This is a genomic window from Hoeflea algicola (assembly GCF_026619415.1).
GTDB classification, from domain to species: domain Bacteria; phylum Pseudomonadota; class Alphaproteobacteria; order Rhizobiales; family Rhizobiaceae; genus Hoeflea; species Hoeflea algicola.
This window is the reverse complement of sequence record NZ_JAOVZR010000001.1, coordinates 4,797,720-4,819,125: the sequence shown is the minus strand read 5'-3', so window position 1 is coordinate 4,819,125 and position 21,406 is coordinate 4,797,720. Positions and strand designations below refer to the sequence as shown.

The window sequence follows — 21,406 nt, the reverse complement described above, 5'->3', positions numbered from 1 at the left end:
AATTATTTTCCCTGAAACGCGCAGATGTTGGAAAGCCTGTTCACCGAGGACTGATACAGTCCCGCCGGCTGCGGCGCATTTGCGCGCAACTGCCGGCGGACGTGTAAAGCTGGGGCTTTGAGCCGCATCAGACCTTCTTGGCGATGGCGGCCTGGGCTGCTGCCAAGCGGGCAATCGGCACCCGGAACGGCGAGCAACTGACATAGTCGAGGCCAATGGAATCGCAGAACCGTACCGATGCCGGATCGCCGCCATGCTCGCCGCAGATGCCGAGCTTGATGTCCGGGCGGGTTGCCCTGCCCTTTTCCGACGCGATCCGCACCAGTTCGCCTACGCCATCGATGTCGATGGTGACGAAGGGATCAGTCTCGATGATTCCCTTCTGCTGATAGGTCATCAGGAAGGAAGACGCATCGTCGCGGGAGATGCCGAAGGTGGTCTGGGTCAGGTCGTTGGTGCCGAAGGAGAAGAACTCCGCAACCTCGGCAATCGCGTGGGCACGAATGGCAGCGCGCGGCAATTCGATCATGGTGCCGACCAGATATTCGAGCTCAACACCGGACTCGGAGATGACTTCCTGCGCCACCGCATCGATCCGCGCCTTGACGAAATCGAGCTCTTCACGCAGCCCAACCAGCGGCACCATGATTTCAGGCACCACCGGTGCGCCGGTTGACTTGGCCGCGGCGACGGCGGCCTCAAAAATGGCGCGGGCCTGCATTTCGGCGATTTCCGGATAGGAAATGGCCAGTCGGCAGCCACGATGGCCGAGCATCGGATTGAATTCATGCAGTTCATCAACACGCTGGCCGAGCTTGTCTGCCGTCACACCGATGACGGCGGCCACTTCGGCGATTTCTTCCTCGGTCTTGGGCAAGAATTCGTGCAGCGGCGGATCAAGCAGCCGGATGGTGACCGGCAGGCCCTTCATGATCTCGAACAGCTCAATGAAATCCGAGCGTTGCATCGGCAGCAATTTGGCAAGAGCTGCGCGGCGACCGGCTTCGGCGTCGGCCAGGATCATTTCACGCATGGCTGTGATGCGATCACCGTCAAAGAACATGTGCTCGGTGCGACACAGGCCGATGCCTTCGGCGCCGAACGAGCGCGCGGCACGGGCGTCGGCCGGGGTTTCGGCATTGGTGCGCACCTTCATGCGGCGGGTGGCGTCGGCCCATTCCATGATCTGGCCAAAATCACCAGAAAGCTCGGGCTGCAGCATGGCAACCTCGCCCTTCAGCACCTGGCCGGTGGAACCATCGAGCGTGATCACATCACCCGCCTTCAGGGTGACGCCAAGCGCCACCAGGGTCTGGTTGCGACTGTCGATGCGCAGGCCTCCGGCGCCGGAGACGCACGGCGTGCCCATGCCGCGGGCAACAACGGCGGCGTGGCTGGTCATGCCCCCGCGTGATGTCAGGATGCCTTCGGCGGCATGCATGCCATGGATATCTTCGGGGCTGGTTTCCACCCGCACGAGAATGACCTTGCGGCCGGTCTTTGCGGCTTCCACCGCCTCTTCGGAGGTAAAGACGATCTCGCCGGTCGCAGCCCCCGGCGAAGCCGGCAGGCCCGAGGCGATGATATCGCGTGCGGCGTGCGGATCGATGGTCGGGTGCAACAACTGGTCAAGCGAGGCCGGGTCGATCCGGATGACGGCTTCCTCGCGGGTGATCAGTCCATCTGCAGCCATGTCGACGGCAATCTTCAGTGCCGCCTTGGCGGTGCGCTTGCCCGAGCGGGTTTGCAGCATCCACAGCTTGCCGCGCTCGATGGTGAATTCGAGATCCTGCATATCGCGGTAATGGTGCTCGAGCCGGTTGCAGATGGCGAGAAATTCAGCAAACGCCTCGGGCATCAGCTTTTCCAGCGAAGGCCGGTCGGAGCCAGCCTCGATCCGCGCCGCTTCGGTGATCGATTGCGGCGTACGGATGCCGGCGACAACGTCCTCGCCCTGGGCGTTGACCAGAAACTCGCCATACAGCTCGTTGGCGCCGGTGGAGGGATTGCGGGTAAACGCAACGCCGGTGGCGGAGTGATCGCCGAGATTGCCAAACACCATGGCCTGAACATTGACTGCGGTGCCCCAGGACGCCGGGATATCGTGAAGTTGCCGGTAGGTGATGGCGCGGGCGTTCATCCAGCTGGCAAACACCGCGCTGATGGCGCCCCACAATTGCTGGTGCGGATCCTGCGGAAACGGCACGCCGAGTTCCTCGACGATGGTCGCCATGTAGCGGGCGATGATCTCGCGCCATTCGCCAGCAGACACATCGGTGTCGAGCTCATGGCCGAGCCTGGCCTTCTCGTCTTCGAGAATTTCCTCGAAAACTTCGTGATCGAGCCCCATCACCACATTGGCATACATCTGGATGAAGCGGCGGTAGCTGTCATAGGCAAAGCGTTCGTCGCCCGAATCGCGCGCCACCGCATTAACTGTTTCGTCGTTGAGGCCGAGATTGAGCACCGTGTCCATCATACCGGGCATCGAGGCGCGGGCACCCGAGCGCACCGACAAGAGGAGCGGCTTTTCGGGGTCGCCAAATGTGCGGCCGGCGATTTTACCGACATTGACCAGGGCGTCGGCAACCGCCTGCTCTAGGCCATCAGGCAATTTGCGGTCATGGTCATAATACCAGACGCAGGCGTCGGCGGTGATGGTCAGTCCTGGTGGCACCGGCAGGCCGAGGTTGCACATCTCGGCGAGATTGGCGCCCTTTCCTCCCAAGAGATTGCGGTCCGCAGCCGAGCCTTCCGCCTGCCCGTCACCAAAACTATAGACCCACTTCGTCATCACCGATCGTCCTTCTTCCACAGCGCATCGCCATATCAGAGCCGATACCGTCACCTCTTCTAAAGTGACAGCCGATCCCGCGACAGCGATGTATACGCCAACCCGTCTACGCGGTGCTTATCGCATGACGAGCGAAATACAATGCGCAATTCCTCTAAATGAACGACTAAATCGATCCAAAGGATCAAGATCTTGACAGCTTTCTTGCGCAACCACCACGAATGGCGCGTGCGCATCTGACTCCCGGTCCCATACATCCTGACCAGTCATGAACTTGGAGAGTCACGCCAGATCACGGCAGGCAACGCAAAGTGATGGTAGCACAGCCATGAAGCGGGCATTCGCTGCAGCGGGATATGGACCCGACAGGCGCGACCGATTAACAGAGGGATCAAACCTACCGCTCTGGGCTCGCGGCGGGAGAGACAACAGGATTGAGCCCGGAGACCGCTGCACCATGACATCCACGCCTCTCGACCCCGTTCGTTTTGTTGATCTTGCCGCGCAGCAAGCGCTCATCCGTGACCGCGTCGATGCGGCGATCGCGCGGGTTCTTGATCATGGGCAATACATCATGGGTCCCGAAGTGGCGGAGCTGGAAAAACAGTTGTCGGCCCATTGCGGCGCGGTGCATTCGATCGCCTGCTCGTCGGGCACGGATGCGCTGGCAATGGTGTTGATGGCCCGGAACCTCCGGCCCGGCCAGGCTGTGTTCTGCCCGTCATTTACCTTTGTCGCCACGGCCGAAGTGGTGGCCTGGCTCGGCGCGCATATCTGGTTTGTCGATGTTGACGCCGAAACCTTCAACATGGACCCGGCATCGCTGGAAACTGCAATTACTGCCGCCAGAGAGGCCGGGCACGAGCCGGTGGGGGTTATTCCGGTCGATCTGTTCGGAATTCCGGCCGATTACGACGCTGTCGGCAAGATCGCCAGCCGCGAAGGCCTTTGGGTTCTGGGCGACGGCGCGCAATCTTATGGCGCGCGCTATCACAACCGCCGCGTCGGCACGCTGGCGATGGCGACGGCCACCAGCTTCTTTCCGGCCAAGCCGCTGGGCGCCTATGGCGATGGCGGCGCGATCTTCACCGACGATGCCGAACTGGCCGAGACGCTGCGCTCGATCCTGTTTCACGGCAAGGGCACGAGCCAGTACGACAATGTGCGCATCGGCATGACCGGCCGCATCGACACGATGCAGGCGGCGATCCTGATCGAGAAACTCAAGATCTTCGACGAGGAAATTGAAGCGCGCAACCGCATCGCTGCGCGCTATTCGGCCCAGCTTGGCGCGCATGTCACCACCCCGGTGGTGCCAAACGGGCTGCAATCGGTCTGGGCGCAATATACGGTCAAGCTGCCCGCTGGCGCTGACCGCGACGCCATTCAGGCGCAGATGAAAGGCGAAGGCGTGCCGACGGCAGTCTATTACGCCAAGCCTCTGCACAAGCAGGACGCCTACAGCCATCATGGGGTGGCAGGGGACGAATTGCCGGTGACCGACATGCTGTCTGGTTGCGTGCTGAGCCTGCCGATGCATCCCTATCTCGACGAAGAAACCCAGAACCGGGTCACCAACGCGCTTGTCTCCGCCCTATAAAAGGGGCCTTCAGAGAATGGCTCAGGGCGCCTTCAAGGTGAGTTCACCGGTGAGGATACGCGGCAGGAACAACGGTCACCAGGCCCCCTTCCATCCACTCTTGTGGGAAGACCATGTTGACCGTTACCTGTCGGGACGTGGCATAACGCAAACCGCCCCGGGCCTGAGAGATTTATAGGTTGATTCAACGTACTGCTTGAGTGTCTTGGAATATTGTCTGCCGCAACGACGCAAAGTTGGAAAACTGATTCAAGCGAACCCTGCAAGTCATTGAACGGGAATCAGCTTTGGGGGATGTCCTGCCCTGTCCGACAACCCAGCGCTTTAGCCTGCGTCGCGCAATTGCTCGGCGGTCTGCAAATCCACCGAGACCAGTTGGCTGACACCCTGTTCAGACATTGTGACGCCAAACAGGCGGTTCATCCGCGCCATGGTGATCGGGTTGTGGGTGATGATGACAAAGCGGGTCTCGGTGGACGCCGCCATCTCGTCCATCAGGTTGCAGAAGCGCTCGACATTGTGATCGTCGAGCGGCGCGTCGACCTCGTCGAGCACGCAGATTGGCGCCGGGTTGGTCAAAAACACCGCGAAAATCAGCGCCATGGCGGTAAGCGCCTGCTCGCCGCCTGACAGCAGCGTCATGGTCTGCGGTTTCTTGCCGGGCGGGCGGGCAAGGATTTCCAGACCGGCTTCCAGCGGATCGTCGGATTCGATCAGTTGCAGTTCTGCCGTACCGCCGCCGAAGAGATGGGTAAACAGCCGCTGGAACTGGGAATTGACCACGTCAAACGCCAACAGCAGCCGTTCCCGGCCTTCCTTGTTGAGGCCCTGGATGCCCGCACGCAATTTCTTGATCGCGTCGATGATGTCTTCGCGCTCGGTGATAATGGTTTCGAGCCGGTTGGAGAGATCGGTCTGCTCTTCCTCGGCACGCAGATTGACGGCGCCGAGCCTTTCGCGCTCGATCTTGAGCCGTTCGAGATTACGCTCGATGACGGCAGAATCGGGTATCGGCGCGTCGGCGGCGAGGCCGGTCTGGCGCATCGCGTGGTGCGGCTCGCAATTGAGCGCTTCGCGGATGCGCGCTTCGCCCTCTTCACGGCGCTCCCTGGCTGCCATCAGCCGTTCCTCGGCGCGGCCCCTTGCCTCGCGCCCCTGCGACAGATGACCGATCGCCTCGGTGGCGATCTTGTCAGCCTCGCGTGAGCGGGTTTCCGCCAGCGCCAGCGTGTCGGCGGCTTCCTGCCGGCGTTTTTCCGATTCCGACAGTTGGTGCATCAGTTGTCGGCGGCGCACGGCGATTTCATCGGGCGCTTCGGCCATGCCGGTGGCCTCGGTTGTCGCCTCATCGAAGCGGGCATGAAGGCCGGCAAGATGGCTTTCCGCATTGGCGGCGCGGTCGGTCCAGGCGGCGCGTTCTGCGGCAATCGCCTCAAGCCGGTTGACGCGAGCGGCGTTTTCGCGCTCCAGCCCTTCATGGGCGGCACGGGCCTCGGCTACCGCGCCACGGTCGGTGGCAACCTCGGCATTGACCTGGGTCAGCGCCGCATCAAGGCCGGCGAGATCCGGGCAGGCCTTGAGCGCGGCGGCCGCCTGCTCCAGAGCTTGTTCGGTTTCCGAAAGCTGCGCGCCGATCTGGGCGCGCGATTCAGTCAGCACCGCGCGGCGATTGGATAATTCGCCCGAGGCGCGCTCGGCGTTGGCCAGTTCATCGCGGGCCCGAGAGAGGTTGCGGCTGGCGTCGCGGATCAGGTCACGAGCTGTGCGGCCCTCGCCAACCAGGGCGGCAACCTGTTCTTCGCTTGCCCGCAATGCCTCCTCGGCCTGTCGAAGGACTCTGGTTGCTTCGACAGCCTCGGCGTCGAGTTCGGCAAGACGGTTTTTCTGCTCGAGCCGCATCGCCGCCGGCGTCGGAGCGTCGGCGGAAGCCACATAGCCATCCCAACGGAACAAAGCGCCGTCGCGGGTCACCAGCCGCTGGCCCGGCTTGAGTGACGCATGCAGCGCATGGCCGTGCTCAATATCGGCGACAAGTCCGATCTGGGCGAGACGGCGCTCAAGCTGCGACGGGGCGCGGACATGAGTTGACAGCGGCGTCACGCCGTCAGGCAAGTGCGGGTCCTGGCTGTCAGGCGCGATGCCTGCCCAATGCGCTGGTGCAGCCGGATCAAGCGGCAGATCGAGATCGTCGCCGAGCGCTGCACCAAGCGCTGTTTCATAACCGCGATCGACCTTGATCTTCTCGACCACCGGCGGAAACAGTTCCGCCCCTTGGCCAGCATTGAGCATGCGAGCAATGGTCTTGGCTTCGGTCTCGATCGCATTGAGCCGGGCCTTGGCCTCGGTGACCGGTTGGCGCGCAGCGGCTTCGGCCTCGCGGGCAGTTTCAAGCGCGGTTTCGATTTTCGCAAGCGCGGCCTCGGCCGAAGCCAGCGCCTGTTCGGCACTTTCCGTTTCAGCGCGCTTGGCGACCGGGTCGGGCAACCCGGCGATCCGCTCGGCAATGGAGGCGAGATCGGCATCCTGGCTGGCGATCTGGCGTTCGAGCCTTGCCTTGCGTTCACCGGTCTCGCGCAGCACCCGTTCAAGCTGGGTGCGTTCGGCTGCGGCTTCGGCCCGCTCGGCGGTGACAACGCCAAGCGAAGTTTCGCTTTCGGCGAGCTTTGCCTGGGCCGCCAGGAAACTGGCCTTGAGTTCAGCGGAGCGGGCGCCACTGCCTTCGAGTGCCGCGCGCAATTCGGCTTCTTCCGCCGACAGCCGCGCCATGACCCCGGCATTGTCGGCTATCAGCCGCTCCTCGCGTTCGATGTCGGCCTTGAGTTGCGCCAGTCGCCGGTCAAGCTCGGCACGGCGGCGCTCGATGCGATCGGCTTCCTCGTCAAGCTGGGTGCGGGCGATCTGCAGCCGCTGTAGCGCTGCGGCAGCAGCGGCTTCGCTGTCACGCAGTTCCGGCAGCTTGTGGGCGGCGACCGCCTGGTTTTTGGCGGCCTTTATCTGCGCCTGGGCAAGTTCGGCGACCTTTGAGGTTGCCTGTGCCAGCGCACTCTCGGCTTCGCCTTCCTGGGCCTTGGCCAACGACCAGCGCAGATGCAGCAGCGTCGCTTCGGCCTGACGCACTTCAGCAGAGAGGATCTTGAAGCGGTTGGCCTGCCGCGCCTGGCGCTTGAGGCTTTCGATCTGGGATTCAAGCTCGGAGGTGACGTCGTCGAGCCGCTCGAGATTGGTCTCGGCGGCACGCAACCGCAATTCGGCCTCGTGACGGCGCGAATACAGACCGGAAATGCCGGCCGCTTCTTCGAGCAATTGCCGCCGCGCTTGCGGCTTGGCCTGGATCAGTTCACCGATACGGCCCTGTCCGACCATTGACGGCGAGCGCGCGCCGGTCGATGCATCGGCAAACAGCAGCTGCACATCCTTGGCGCGGGCTTCCTTGCCATTGATGCGGTAAACCGAACCGGATTCACGCTCGATCCGTCGGGTGACCTGTATCTCGTCGGAATCGTTGAAGGCAGCGGGTGCGGTACGGTCGGAATTATCGAGATAGAGGCCGACTTCGGCGGTGTTGCGCGCCGGGCGATTGCCCGAGCCCGAGAAGATAACATCGTCCATCCCGGATGCGCGCATGTTCTTGTAGGAATTCTCGCCCATCACCCAGCGCATGGCTTCGACAAGATTGGACTTGCCGCAGCCATTGGGGCCAACCACGCCGGTCAACCCGCGCTCGATGACGAATTCGGACGGCTCGACGAAGGACTTGAAGCCCAGAACACGTAGCTTGGTAAACTTCATGACCGGGTCTCCCGGTCATGAGGGAATATCGGCACACCGATCCCGACCCTGCAACCCGGTTGCAGGGTGCGAAGATGCGAAACCCGCTTAAAGCAGCGGGTCGATGATCGCCGACATGATTTCAATCGACATGTTCCCCGGATAGCGCTTCCCGTTGATGAAGAACGTCGGAGTGGATTGCACCCCGAACTCGTCCGCGGCCTTGGTTCTTACCGCATTCACATCGTCCAGAAGTTTCTGGTTCGTCAAGCAAGCCTCGAAGGAGTCCTGTGTAAAACCTGCCAAACGGGCGATTTGCAGCAGTGCTTCGCGCCCATCCGCCGCTGTCGCCCAGTTCCGCTGCTGCTGGAACAACACGTCGACCATCGGGAAAAACTGGTTTTCGGGTGCGCAACGGGCCAGCATGATGGCCGCGGCAGCGCGCGGATCGAATGGAAATTCGCGCAGCACGAGACGAACCTTGCCGGAGTCGATGTATTTATCGATCAGCGGCTTGAGATTGGTTTCGTGGAAGGCGGCGCAGTGCGGGCAGGTCATCGACATGTACTCGACGATGGTGACCGGCGCGCTGTCATCGCCAATGACCATATCCTTGAGCGGGCCGGCTTCCATCAACTTGGCGACATCAACCTCGCCATCAGGCTCGGGCGCCTTGACGGCTGCAGCCTTGGTTTCGGTCTTCGGCGCAGTTGCCGTATCGGCCGGAGCGGCGGTGGTTTCAGCCTGTGCAACAATCATTTCCGCGGGCGCTGCAGCCGTTTCCACCGGTGCGACGGTTTCGGTCGGCTCGGACGCGTTGGCGGTGTCGTCGGAAGAGTCCGCACAGGCCGACAGGGTCAAGGCGAGCAGCGATACCGACGCAGCGGCGGTCAGTCGGGACGTCAAACGGAACATGCAAATCACCCATTATTCGAGAGTATTGTCACTCACGCGCTCAGCAGCTTTGTTGCCTCCTGGCCGCGCCCGGCTTCCGCGTCACTGTCGCGCTCGCCAAATTCGTCCCAACTCCTATAACCTGAAATGTGGCCAAACAAGTGCACAATGATCACGCAGCCGTGATCGGCTCAGGGTTTCGGCTGGCGGCTGATGACCCCTTGCCCCAACTTTTCCAGCGCTTGCCGCAATTTCGGATCCTCGACATCGGCGAGCATATCGGCGAGCCGTTGTTTCTCGGCGGTGTTCAATGGACGTGCCGCGGGCTTGTGGCTTGGCGCATGAACAGCCTTCTGCACGATGCGAGATCTGCGAGATCGCCCGAAACCCGAAGAAACTGTTGACCCGGGAGATCAGCTCGGCTTCCTGGTGCATCAGGAACAACGCCCGCGCGCCCTCGCAGGCAATGGTCAAAACACCTGGGGAAAAACCGCCGCCGATCTCGTTGGGGCTGTCCTGACGCGGCCAGCGGATGCGCTCGGGACGCGAACAGCCAGCGAACTGTTCGCCCGCAATCTCGTCCCAGGAACCCAGCAGCAACGTGTTGATGCCAGCTCGCTTGGCCAGGATCGGGTCAATCAGGTGATTGGCTATTTCTGCAATTTGCTGACTGCCCTTGCGGGTGAACGGCTTGGCCACAGCTCTGCCTCTGCTCATCTGCTAGCCGGCGCGTCGCCTTGCCAGACTTGTCTGGGCACCGGGATAGCGCGAAAACGCGATGATGAAAAGCGCTCACCGCTGCCAATCCGGCGAGCAATACCGCAGAATGGCGGGCAGGTGCGCGTTTATCTGGTGAACCAGCGCCCATGCCCCAGAGTCCCTGTGTCGCTTTAATGGAACCATTTCCGGGCAAATCAGTTTGCTAAATGCAACGCATCATTTCGGACGACCATATTTGGAGATATTGAGATGGGATTTGAATACAGCGGAATTTTGGGCATCATTATTTTGGTCCTCGACATCTGGGCGATCCTCCAGATCATCAAGGGTGGCGGTTCGACGGGTAGAAAGCTGCTGTGGATACTGATCATTCTGTTGTTGCCGGTGATTGGTCTGCTGATCTGGCTGCTGGCTGGCCGGGGAAGAATTTAAGTTCTGAACGGTATCAGGATTTGACTGGCGTCCCCCGGGGGATGCCAGTCTGCTGTTTCTCACGCTTTCTTTTTGAATGCACTGCCACAGCAGACACTTCCGGTGGACTGGCGACTTCCAGTCCACGATGACGGAAAAGAATCGCGGCTGATTGCGCCGGGGTGACTGGCACGACATGATCCCGACTTGCGTTCGCAACCGCGCGCATTAAGTGTTGTCGTTAATCCCTTGCACCGCTCCATGAGTCTGATGTCACCAGCCAACACAGTTATCCCGATCCCTGCCGACCTGATCGGGCCGGCGCTGCTTGCCTGGTACGACCGGCACGCACGCGCCCTGCCCTGGCGCGTCGGCCCTTCGGCGCGGGCGGATGGCGCGAGCAACGATCCCTACCGTGTGTGGCTGTCGGAAATCATGCTGCAGCAGACCACAGTGCAAACAGTCAAACCCTATTTCGAAGCCTTCATCGAGCGCTGGCCGGGCGTGATTGATCTCGCCGCAGCCGACACCGAAGACGTGATGAAGGCCTGGGCCGGAATGGGTTACTATTCGCGGGCACGGAACCTGAAAAAATGCGCCGAAATGGTGGCGGGCGAGCATGGTGGCCATTTTCCGGCAACCGAGGATGGCTTGCGCGCCCTGCCCGGCATCGGCCCCTATACGGCGGCAGCAATGGCGGCGATCGCCTTTGATCAGCCTGCGGCGGTGGTCGACGGCAACATCGAGCGGGTGTTCTCACGACTTTACCAGATCGAGACACCGCTGCCCGCGGCCAAGGTCGAGATCCGCGAACTGGTGGGCCGCGCCACGCCGCTGAAACGACCGGGAGATTTCGCGCAAGGCCTGATGGATCTCGGCGCCACGATCTGCACCCCGCAGCGCCCGGCCTGCGTGCTATGCCCGCTGACTGCTTATTGCGGCGCGCGCCATGCAGGCCGGCAGCAGGAATTTCCGGTCAAGGCGCCCAAAAAACCCAAACCAATGCGCCGGGGCGCGGCGTTCGTCGCCGAACGCGCGGATGGTGCGGTGCTGCTGGTCAAGCGTCCCGACAAGGGCCTGCTTGGCGGCATGAGCGGCATTCCCACCAGCGACTGGACCGTCCGCGCCGATGGTGCGACCGGCGAAGCCGCAGCCCCCTTGCCGCCGGCTGGCGCGACAAGGGCATCATTTCACACGTGTTTACACATTTTGAATTGCGGCTTGAGATATTTCATGCCGTTGTCAGCGACGAACCTGACCACGCCGGATGGTGGAGCGCGCGCGAATCCCTGTCCGGCGAAGCATTGCCAACCGTGATGAAGAAGGCGCTTTCCGCAGCCCTTCCCGATCTTTTCCAAAAAGGCGTCCGATGACCGAGAATTCCACACCCGTCCACCACATCGTGTTCGATATCGGCAAGGTGTTGATCCATTATGATCCGCATATTCCGTTCAGCCGGCTGATCCCGGATGAAGCCGAGCGCAACCGGTTCTTCGAAACGATCTGCACCCACGAATGGAATATCGAGCAGGACCGGGGCCGCAGTTGGGCGGAAGCCGAAGCGCTGCTGATCGACAAACATCCCGAGAAGGCGGAGTTGATCCGCGCGTTCCGCGCCAACTGGCGTGAAATGGTCAGCCATGCCTATCAGGACAGCGTCGACATCATGCTCGATCTGATCCAGCAGGGCCGCGACGTTACCATGCTGACCAATTTTGCTTCCGACACATTTGTTGAGGCTCGGGAGATGTATCCGTTTCTCAATGTGCCGCGCGGCGTCACCGTTTCCGGTGAAGTCGGCATGATCAAGCCCGACCAGGCGATTTACGACACCCATGCGAAGAGCTTCGACCTGGAGCCGGCAGCCTGCCTGTTCATTGATGACAGCCAAAAGAATGTCGAGGGCGCCATCGCCGCCGGCTGGCAGTCGGTGCTGTTTACGGATGCGGAAACATTACGGCAGGACCTGACGCGACTGGGCGTCATCTGACCCAATTGACCGACGGTACGTGCGGCAGTTGTAGGACGACAGACGAACGCCCGGAATACGCATGCGCATTCCGGGCGTTTATCGCGGCGGTGACTGAAGGTACTTGACGCCCGCCGGACCTGTAAATTGATTGAGCTTAGCCGGCGCGGGCCATCTCCTTGCGGATGGTGGCACGAAATTCATCGATCAGCGTCAGGCCATCTGCGCTCTCGACATGCCAGAATGTCCAGCCGTTGCAGGCGTCCAGGCCCTGCACATGGGCGCCGACCTTGTGGATCGAGCCGGCCTGTCCGTCCGCCACCAGCGTGCCATCGGCACGGACAATTGCCTTGTGCCGGCGCTTGGCATCATGCAGCACATCGCCGGGCTTCACATGACCTGCCTCGATCAGCACATTGAAGGCCACGCGCGGTTCGGCGCGTTTTCCCGTAAGCACGGTGAGCTCGTTCTTGCCAAGCGGTTCGACCGCATCAATGCGCGCGCGGGCGGCGTCGATGTAATCCTGTTCGCGCTCGATGCCGACAAAATGCCGGCCAAGCCGCCGCGCCACAGCACCGGTGGTGCCGGAACCGAAGAACGGATCGAGCACCACGTCACCGGGTTTGGACGAGGCCATCAGCACGCGGGCCAGAAGTGCTTCCGGCTTCTGGGTCGGGTGAACCTTCTTACCATCGTCACCCTTGAGCCGTTCCGCCCCGGTGCAGATCGGAAACAGCCAGTCGGAGCGCATCTGGACGTCGTCATTGGCGGCCTTCATGGCTTCGTAGTTGAAGGTGTAGCTCTTGCCCGACTGGTCGCGCGAGGCCCAGATCATGGTTTCGTGGGCATTTTGAAACCGGCGGCCGCGAAAATTGGGCATCGGGTTGGTCTTGCGCCAGACGACATCGTTGAGCAGCCAGAAGCCGAGATCCTGCAACTGCGTGCCGACACGGAAAATATTGTGATAGGAGCCGATCACCCAGATCGTGCCGTTGGGCTTGAGCACCCTGCGGCAGGCGAGCAGCCAGGCGCGGGTGAATGCGTCATAGGCGGCGAAGCTTTCGAACTGGTCCCAATGATCGTTGACCGCATCGACCACCGACTGATCAGGGCGCGCCAGGTCACCGCCAAGCTGAAGATTATAGGGCGGATCGGCGAAGATCACATCGACGGAATTATCGGGAAGGGCTTCGAGGGCGGCAACGCAATCGCCCTTGATGATGGTGTCGAGCCAGGTTTGACGCGCGGCTTTGACAGTCTGAACTTCGGCAAGCGATACGGAACGGGCCATGGGATACTCACATTACACAAACGCAACAACTGAGCTTCATGGTTACCGAACAGGGTAAACATCCGATGAACGACGCGAGCACCACGTCATTTACCAGTACATCAGCAGCTCTGGAGAGCGGGCCGTCCCTTGCCTGAAACCATGGCATGTTATAGGTCCGGTGGCGTTTGCCCCATTCCCCTCCCCAGACAGGAATTCTCCCATGGCCGGTTTCGAGCTTGTTCTTTTTGATTGCGACGGCGTGCTGGTCGACAGCGAGATCATCGCAGCCGAGGTCGAATCGGTGCTCCTGGCCGAAGCCGGTTATCAGATCACGCCTGAGGAGCTGGCCGAGCGCTTTGCCGGACTGACCTGGAAGGACATCCTGTTCGAGGTCGAGAAGGAAACGAGCATTCCGCTGTCGGCCTCGCTGCTGGACGCGTCGGAACCGCTGCTCGACAAGCGCCTGGCGGCAGAGGTGCGCGCCATCGACGGCGCGGGTCAGGCGATCAGCCGGATACCGGGGCCGCGCTGCGTGTGCTCGAATTCCTCGTCACACCGCCTGAAGGCAATGCTGGGACGGACCGGACTCGACCGGCTGTTCGGCGACCACGTGTATTCGGCGAAGGATGTTGGCGAAGGGCATACCAAGCCGGCGCCGGATGTGTTCCTGCACGGCGCGGCACAGTTTGATGTCAACCCGGAAAATTGTCTGGTGATCGAGGATTCGGTGCACGGCATTCAAGCGGCAAAAGCCGCTGGCATGCGGGTGATCGGCTTCACCGGTGGTGCCCACAGCTATCCCGGCCATGCCGACAAGCTCACAGAGGCTGGCGCGGAAACCGTCATTAGCCGGATGGTGGACTTGCCCGCCACCGTCGAAGCGTTGGGGCAATGGTCGGAACTTCTGTAGGCCCGCGTCTCGGTTAAGGGGTGTTGTAAGGCCCCGGATCAAAGCCGATATACATCTTTGCCGTACGCGAGGCTGTGGCCGGGAAGGTGACGGTAGAGTTGGTAAAGATGAACTGCGCTGCCGCCCCGCCTTCAGACACAACCACCGGCTGCTTCTGCAATTCGGAATAGAGCACGTTTTCGCCATCGAGCACGACGACGCGCACAGGGACATCGATCTGTCCGGGCTTGCCCGCCGGTCCGGTGACAACCCGGCCTGATGCAACCACCGTGGCAATCATCTGATCGCCGCTGATCCGGCATTGCCGGGTGGTGTCACTGATCGAAGCCTGATGAATGACCTTGGAAGGATCACCATCGCCGCCCTTCTGGTAGGTGCGGTAGAAGGCCGTGCCTTCACGCAACAGCACCTGCGGACAGGCGCCCTGGACCACTTCGGAATTTGTGACCGGGTCAATCGGCGGTTGCTGATTGGCGGCACCGGAATTGAGAAGAGCGCCCGGATTGGGCGATGTACAGCCGGCAATCAGGGCCGCTCCAAGCAACACCGGAACAAAACGCAATAATCTGTTTGACACGATTTACCTACCTTCAACTCAATCTCGGACCGAAGGCGGAGCCTGCAGCCGGTGTATGGCCTTTGCATGACGACCGCCCATGGTCTATATCAGCCGCGCGTCTAAAAATCGACCGGCGTTATCTCATCTTGCGCGTTCCGCGTCCACCACCCGGAGACCATGTCTGTGGACTATATTTCGACACGGGGCGAAGCCCCCGCACTTGGTTTTAGCGACGCACTGCTGGCGGGCCTGGCCCGCGACGGCGGGCTCTATGTGCCGCGCGAATGGCCAGAATTCTCGCGCAAGGACATCCGCGCCATGCGCGGCCAGTCCTACCAGGAAATAGCTTACCGGGTGATCTCGCCCTTTACCGAGAGCGAGATCGGCAGTGATGCGCTGCGCACAATGATCGACGAGGCCTATGCAGGCTTCCGCCACCCGGCGGTGACGCCGCTGGTGCAAAGCGGCCCCAATTCCTTCGTGCTTGAGTTGTTTCACGGCCCAACGCTGGCGTTCAAGGATGTGGCGATGCAGCTGATCGCCCGGCTGATGGACCATGTGCTGGCCGAACGCGACGCACGTGCCACCATCGTTGGCGCCACCTCCGGTGACACCGGTGGGGCGGCAATCGACGCCTTTGCCGGCCGCGACCGCACCGACATCTTTATCCTGTTTCCCGAAGGCCGTGTGTCGCCGGTGCAGCAGCGGCAGATGACCACCTCGCAGGCCAAGAACGTGCACGCGCTGGCGTTGAAGGGCAATTTCGACGATTGCCAGGACATCGTCAAATCGATGTTCAACCACGCTGCGTTTCGCGACAAGGTGCAATTGTCAGGCGTCAATTCAATCAACTGGGCCCGGATCATGGCCCAGATCGTCTATTACTTCACGTCCGCCGTGGCGCTCGGTGCGCCCGACCGCAAGGTCTCGTTTACGGTGCCGACCGGCAATTTCGGCGATATCTTCGCCGGCTATTGCGCCAAGCGAATGGGCCTGCCGATTGCCAAGCTGGTGGTGGCGACCAACGAGAATGACATCCTGGCGCGCACGCTGAGAACCGGGCGCTACGAGATGCGCGGCGTCACCGCGACCACATCGCCATCAATGGACATCCAGATCTCATCCAATTTCGAGCGGCTGCTGTTTGATGCCTGCGACCGCGACGGGGCTGCGGTGCGCCTGGCAATGTCCGGACTCAAGCAATCGGGCGCATTCGAGATCGCCGAACCGGCGCTCAAGGCAATCCGCAAGGAGTTAAGCGCAGGCCGGGCAAGCGAGCGCCAGGTCAAGGAGACCATCAGGCAGGTCCAGGCCGAAACCGGCTATGTGCTCGATCCGCACACGGCGGTGGGCGTTTTTGTCGCGGCAAAGATGGAAAAACCCTCGGCACCCATGATCACGCTGTCGACAGCGCATCCGGCAAAGTTCCCCGAGGCGGTAAAACTGGCCTGCGGTATTGACCCGGCGCTTCCGGCGTGGCTCTCTGATTTGATGCAACGGGAGGAACGGTTCAACATATTGCCCAGTGAACAGAAGATGGTGGAAGCCCATATACTGTCGCATAGCCGGGCCGTTCGATGAGCCGCGGAAAGTGACATAATGACAGTAAGAACCACGCTTCTCGCCAACGGTGTAACCGTCGTCACCGAGACAATGCCTCATCTTGAAAGCGTCGCGCTCGGCGTTTGGGTCAAATCCGGGTCGCGCGATGAAACCGCGGACGAGCACGGGATCGCCCATCTGCTTGAGCACATGGCATTCAAGGGAACCCACAAACGCAGCGCCCGCCAGATCGCCGAGGAAATCGAAAATGTCGGCGGCGAGCTCAATGCCGCGACATCGACTGAAACCACCTCATATTATGCCCGCGTGCTGCGCGACCATGTCCCGCTGGCGATCGACATCCTGCACGATATTCTCACAAATTCGGTATTCGACGAAGGCGAACTGGCGCGCGAGAAAAACGTCATCCTCCAGGAGATCGGCGCCGCCAACGACACGCCCGACGACGTTGTCTATGACCGTTTCACCGAGGCTGCGTTTCGCGACCAGACCATTGGCCGCCCGATCCTGGGCACCCCGGAGACGGTCAAAGCCTTCACTCCGGCGCAGATCCGCGCCTACCTGGCGCGCCACTATACCGGTGACCGGATCGTCGTTGTGGCCGCTGGCGCGGTTGATCACGATGCCTATGTCAAGCTGGTTGATGAACGCTTCGGCCAATCGATCAAGCCTACCGGCACCCAGTTGCGGGCGATCCCGGCGGCAAATTACACCGGGGGCGACTACCGCGAAGTGCGCGATCTGATGGACGCCCAGGTGCTGATCGGCTTTGAAGGCCGGGCTTACCAGGTGCGTGATTTCTACTGCTCGCAATTGCTCGCCAACATTCTTGGCGGGGGCATGTCATCGCGGTTGTTCCAGGAAGTGCGGGAAAAGCGTGGACTTTGCTATTCGGTCTATGCGTTCCACTGGGGTTTTTCGGATTCCGGCCTGTTCGGGGTACATGCGGCAACCGGCGCAGAGGATCTGCAGGAATTGATCCCGGTGATTTTATCGGAACTCGCCAAAGCGACCGACGGTGTCGAGGAGCAGGAGATCAACCGGTCCCGCGCCCAGGTCCGTTCGGGACTGCTGATGGCGCAGGAAAGTCCGGCGGCACGCGCCAGCCAGATTGCCCGGCAGATGTTGCTGTTCGGCCGGCCCGTCAGCAACACCGAATTGATGGAACGGCTCGCCAACATCACGCCCAAACGGCTCTCCGACCTTGCCGGGCGTTTGTTTTTCGACACCCCGATTTCGGTGTCGGCAATCGGCCCGGTGGACAAGTTGCTGCCGATGTCAGAGATGGCGCAGAGCTTGGCCCAGCACGGTGGTCGAACAGCCGCAGCCGAATAGAGCCTTGAGGAATCCGTGATGGCTCCGCCGGTGTTCCTTTTCCGCAACCGGTCACAACATGCCTTCCGGATCGACGGCGAAAGGACTTTCCTGCGCTATCCGACCGTCGCCGATCACGGCGAATGGTCCCGGCTACGCACCGCAAGCCGCAGTTTTCTGGAGCCGTGGGAGCCGAGCTGGTCGGATGACCACGAGAACCGGGCCAGCTTCCGTTACAGGGTGCGCCGCTACGATGCGGACCGGGACGCCGGTCTGGCCTTGCCCCTGTTCGTCTGCCTGAAATCCAACCGCCGCATCATTGGCGGCGCAACGCTGGGGTCAATCCGGCGCGGTGCTGCCGAAACCTGTACGCTTGGCTACTGGATGGGTGAACAATATGCCGGCAAGGGGCTGATGCACGACGCGCTGACCGGGCTGCTTCCCCATGTGTTTAACACGATGCGGTTGCACCGGGTCGAAGCGGCCTGTATTCCCGACAACACGAGGAGCCAGCGCCTCCTTGAAAAAATCGGATTTCGGCGCGAGGGATACTTGAACGGCTATCTGAAAATCAACGGCGTCTGGCGTGATCACCTGCTCTATGCGCTGATTGCCGAGGATTGGCATTCCATGCGCAGAAAGAGGTCCGGGTCCGGCGGATGACTTGCAAGTACTGTTTTCCCCCTGTCGGGCGCTGCAATTGGGCAGCGGGCAACTATGTGCGCGCGGTTTTCGGGCTGCTTGCGTTGTGCCTTGTGCTGTTTACCGGGCCCACGGCCATGGCCATCGAGCCGGTCAAGATCAGCCGTGACGACACTGCGCTTGACCTCACCGCGACCACAGAAATTTACAAGCGACGGGGTGAGGCGTTCCAGGTTTCCACCGCCGCCGGCGCTGACGGCATTGTCCGACGCATCGAGGTGCGTGCCAGTTCGCCACAGCACTCGGGCGACTGGGCGGTGTTTGCGCTCGCCAATGTCACCGACGAGCAGATCGACCGGTTGATCGTCGCCCCGCATTTCCGACTGGTGGGCTCGGGCCTGTTGTGGCCGGATCTCGGCTCGACCCGCATTCTGGGGATCACGCCGAGCGAAGGCTTTGCGCTGGACCGGGTGGAGGAAGGCAGCGAGGACGACGTCTTTCGCATCACCCTGAACCCCGGCAGCGTGATCACCTTTGTCGCCGAGCTTGCTGCCCCGGACCTGCCGCAGATCTATCTGTGGGAGCCGGAAGCCTACAAAGACACGGTCAACGCCTACACGCTGTACCGCGGTATTGTGCTCGGCATAGCCGGTCTGCTGGCGGTATTTCTGACCATTCTGTTCGTGGTCAAGGGCACCTCGATGCTGCCGGCAACCGCCGCGCTGGCCTGGGCGGTGCTGGCTTATGTTTCGGTGGATTTCGGTTTTTTATCCAAACTCATCAGCGTTACCCCCGGTGACGAACGCATCTGGCGAGCGGGCACCGAAGTGCTGCTGGCAACCGGGCTGGTGGTATTTCTGTTCACCTATCTCAACCTCAACCGATGGCACACCAACCTCTCCTATGTGACGGTGGCCTGGATCCTCGGGCTGGGCGGACTGTTCGCCGTGGCGATCTATGATCCGCCAGTGGCTTCGGGGATCGCCCGGATTTCGTTTGCCACCACGGCGCTGGCAGGGGTCGCGCTGATTACCTATCTCGGCTTCAACCGCTACGATCGGGCGGTGATGCTGATACCGACCTGGGCGCTGATACTATGTTGGCTCTTTGGCGCCTGGATAACGGTAACCGGACAGTTGGCCAACGACATTGTGCAGCCGGCGCTGGGCGGCGGCCTGGTGCTGATCGTGCTGCTGATGGGCTTCACGGTGATGCAGCATGCCTTTGCCGGCGGCGCCTATCAACAGGGCCTGTTTTCGGACATGGAACGCCAGGCCATGGCGCTGGCGGGATCGGGTGACACGGTATGGGATTGGGACGTTACCCGCGACCGGGTTGTCACCTCGCCGGACATGTCGCCACAACTGGGACTGTCGCCGGGCTCGCTTGCCGGCCCTGCCCGCATCTGGCTGCCAAGGATTCACGCCGACGACAGGGACCGATTCCGGACCACGCTTGACGTGTTGCTGGAGCACCGCAAGGGACGGCTCAACCATCAATTCCGGATGCGTGCGGAGGACGGCCATTACCACTGGATGGCGCTGCGTGCACGGCCGGTGCTGGGCTCCAACGGCGAAGTCATCCGCTGCGTCGGCACCATCATCGATGTGACCGAGCAAAAGAATTCGGAAGACCGACTGCTGCATGACGCGGTGCATGACAATTTGACCGGACTGCCCAACCGGCAATTGTTCCTGGACCGATTGCAGACCATGATCAGCATGGCTGAACGCATCCCCAATGTGCGGCCCAGCGTATTCATGATCGACATCGACCGGTTCAAACTGGTCAACGACAAGCTCGGCATGTCGGTCGGCGACACCATTCTGCTGGCGCTCACGCGCCGGCTCAAGCGGCTGCTCAAGCCGCAGGATACGCTGGCGCGGATTTCAGGCGATCAGTTCGGTCTGGTGCTGGTCTCCGAGCAGGATGCGGACAAGGTGGCGGCCCTCGCCGAGGCTATCTCCAAGGCGATCTCCGCGCCCATCGACTTTGCCGGGCAGGACATCCGGCTGACCGCATCGATCGGCGTTGTCACCTGGGTGGAAAACAATGCGGTTCCCGAAGACCTGGTCAAGGACGCCGAACTGGCGATGTACCAGGCCAAACGGTTTGGCGGCAACCGGATAGAGCCGTTCCGGCCCGCCTTCCGCACGGTCGGATCGGACCGGCAGCGGTTGGAAAGCGATTTGCGCCGGGCGCTGGAACGACGCGAGCTGACGCTGGTCTACCAACCGATTGTCGAGCTCAAGGACGCCGAAATCGCGGGCTTCGAAGCGTTGCTGCGGTGGGAGGATCCGAAACGCGGCACGGTACCGCCATCGGAGTTCATCCCGGTGGCCGAAACATCCGACCTCATTCTCGAGCTGGGAATGTATGCACTCAAGCAGGCAGCCGACGATCTGGCACAATGGCAGGAGACGGTGGGAGAAATTCCGGTCTTCATGTCGGTCAATCTGTCGAGCGCGCAACTGCTCAAGAGCGACCTCTGCAACGATGTGATCAAGGCCATTTCCGCCTCGCGTTGCGACCCTTCGCGGTTCCGGCTTGAACTGACCGAAACCCTGGTGATGCACAACCCGCAACAGGCGCTGATGACCCTGTCACGGCTTTCGGAAGCCGGCATCGGCCTGACGCTGGATGACTTTGGCACCGGGCACTCGTCGCTCGCCTATCTGACGCGGTTTCCATTCCGGACGATCAAGATCGACAGGTCACTGGTGATCGATCAGTCAGAAAAGGGCGGCATCCTGATCCGCTCGATTGTCGATCTGGCGAACAAGCTCGACATGAAGGTGGTCGCCGAGGGTGTGGTTTCCGAAGATGATGCGCTCAAGCTGTCGGAGATGGGGTGCGACTATGGACAGAGCTTCCTGTTCGGCCCGCCAATCGGTGCAGAATCAGTGCAGAAGCTGCTCAAGGAACGGTTTCCAATCTCCAAGTCCAGCTGACAAGCCCAACTACAGCGGCGCTGCAACGCCGAGGTCCA

At 61.5% G+C, this 21,406-nt stretch carries 13 protein-coding genes and 2 pseudogenes; 9 read left to right on the top strand and 6 right to left on the bottom strand.

Annotated features, from left to right (window positions below; translation table 11 throughout):
* Positions 1–127: 127 nt before the first annotated feature.
* Positions 128–2,794 carry a pyruvate, phosphate dikinase gene (gene ppdK / locus OEG84_RS23320; protein ID WP_267655981.1) on the bottom strand — a complete coding sequence of 889 codons (2,667 nt, stop codon included), beginning with the start codon at positions 2,792–2,794 and terminating at the stop codon, positions 128–130.
* A gap of 457 nt (positions 2,795–3,251) precedes the next feature.
* Here ppdK and OEG84_RS23315 point away from each other — a divergent pair, with 457 nt between their 5' ends.
* Positions 3,252–4,394: a DegT/DnrJ/EryC1/StrS family aminotransferase gene (locus OEG84_RS23315; protein ID WP_267655980.1), complete on the top strand. Its 1,143-nt coding sequence runs from the start codon at positions 3,252–3,254 to the stop codon at positions 4,392–4,394.
* Between the two features lie 324 nt (positions 4,395–4,718).
* Here OEG84_RS23315 and smc read toward each other — a convergent pair whose 3' ends face one another.
* The 3 genes and pseudogenes from smc to OEG84_RS23300 all read right to left on the bottom strand — a co-directional run bounded on the left by smc (position 4,719) and on the right by OEG84_RS23300 (position 9,755).
* On the bottom strand, positions 4,719–8,183 hold the full coding sequence (gene smc / locus OEG84_RS23310; RefSeq protein WP_267655979.1) for a chromosome segregation protein SMC: 3,465 nt from the start codon (positions 8,181–8,183) through the stop codon (positions 4,719–4,721).
* Positions 8,184–8,270: 87 nt separating this feature from the next.
* Positions 8,271–9,077: a DsbA family protein gene (locus tag OEG84_RS23305; RefSeq protein ID WP_267655978.1), complete on the bottom strand. Its 807-nt coding sequence runs from the start codon at positions 9,075–9,077 to the stop codon at positions 8,271–8,273.
* A 170-nt stretch (positions 9,078–9,247) separates the two neighbouring features.
* Positions 9,248–9,755, bottom strand: a pseudogene (locus tag OEG84_RS23300) (DUF721 domain-containing protein).
* A gap of 270 nt (positions 9,756–10,025) precedes the next feature.
* Here OEG84_RS23300 and OEG84_RS23295 point away from each other — a divergent pair.
* The 3 genes and pseudogenes from OEG84_RS23295 (at position 10,026) to OEG84_RS23285 (ending at position 12,177) form a co-directional block, all read left to right on the top strand.
* Complete coding sequence (locus tag OEG84_RS23295) at positions 10,026–10,208, top strand: PLDc N-terminal domain-containing protein (RefSeq protein ID WP_267655977.1); 183 nt, start codon at positions 10,026–10,028, stop codon at positions 10,206–10,208.
* A gap of 249 nt (positions 10,209–10,457) precedes the next feature.
* Positions 10,458–11,560: pseudogene (gene mutY, locus OEG84_RS23290) on the top strand (A/G-specific adenine glycosylase).
* Positions 11,557–12,177 carry an HAD family hydrolase gene (locus tag OEG84_RS23285; protein ID WP_267655976.1) on the top strand — a complete coding sequence of 207 codons (621 nt, stop codon included), beginning with the start codon at positions 11,557–11,559 and terminating at the stop codon, positions 12,175–12,177. The pseudogene mutY and the gene OEG84_RS23285 overlap by 4 nt, the downstream one beginning before the upstream one ends.
* A 136-nt stretch (positions 12,178–12,313) precedes the next feature.
* Here OEG84_RS23285 and OEG84_RS23280 read toward each other — a convergent pair whose 3' ends face one another.
* Positions 12,314–13,447 (bottom strand): site-specific DNA-methyltransferase, encoded by a 1,134-nt coding sequence (locus OEG84_RS23280; protein WP_267655975.1) that lies wholly within the window; start codon positions 13,445–13,447, stop codon positions 12,314–12,316.
* A 202-nt stretch (positions 13,448–13,649) separates the two neighbouring features.
* Here OEG84_RS23280 and OEG84_RS23275 point away from each other — a divergent pair, with 202 nt between their 5' ends.
* Positions 13,650–14,339: an HAD family hydrolase gene (locus tag OEG84_RS23275; RefSeq protein ID WP_267655974.1), complete on the top strand. Its 690-nt coding sequence runs from the start codon at positions 13,650–13,652 to the stop codon at positions 14,337–14,339.
* Between the two features lie 13 nt (positions 14,340–14,352).
* Here the strand turns inward: OEG84_RS23275 and OEG84_RS23270 are convergent, their stop codons facing one another.
* A complete protein-coding gene (locus OEG84_RS23270; RefSeq protein WP_267655973.1) occupies positions 14,353–14,916 on the bottom strand; it encodes a hypothetical protein in 564 nt (187 codons plus the stop codon).
* Positions 14,917–15,075: 159 nt separating this feature from the next.
* Between OEG84_RS23270 and thrC the strand changes: the two genes are divergently transcribed.
* From thrC to OEG84_RS23250, 4 genes are read left to right on the top strand one after another with little or no spacing between them, the layout of a single operon-like run.
* Entirely contained in the window at positions 15,076–16,479 is a 1,404-nt protein-coding gene (gene thrC, locus OEG84_RS23265) for a threonine synthase (RefSeq protein WP_267655972.1), read from the top strand.
* 18 nt (positions 16,480–16,497) lie between these two features.
* The gene (locus tag OEG84_RS23260; RefSeq protein ID WP_267655971.1) at positions 16,498–17,796 is read left to right on the top strand and encodes a M16 family metallopeptidase; all 1,299 of its coding nucleotides are present in this window, start codon (positions 16,498–16,500) and stop codon (positions 17,794–17,796) included.
* 18 nt (positions 17,797–17,814) lie between these two features.
* Complete coding sequence (locus tag OEG84_RS23255; protein ID WP_267655970.1) at positions 17,815–18,438, top strand: GNAT family N-acetyltransferase; 624 nt, start codon at positions 17,815–17,817, stop codon at positions 18,436–18,438.
* The gene (locus OEG84_RS23250; RefSeq protein WP_425602882.1) at positions 18,435–21,368 is read left to right on the top strand and encodes an EAL domain-containing protein; all 2,934 of its coding nucleotides are present in this window, start codon (positions 18,435–18,437) and stop codon (positions 21,366–21,368) included. Before OEG84_RS23255 ends, OEG84_RS23250 begins: the two co-directional genes overlap by 4 nt.
* The last annotated feature ends 38 nt before the right edge of the window (positions 21,369–21,406 follow it).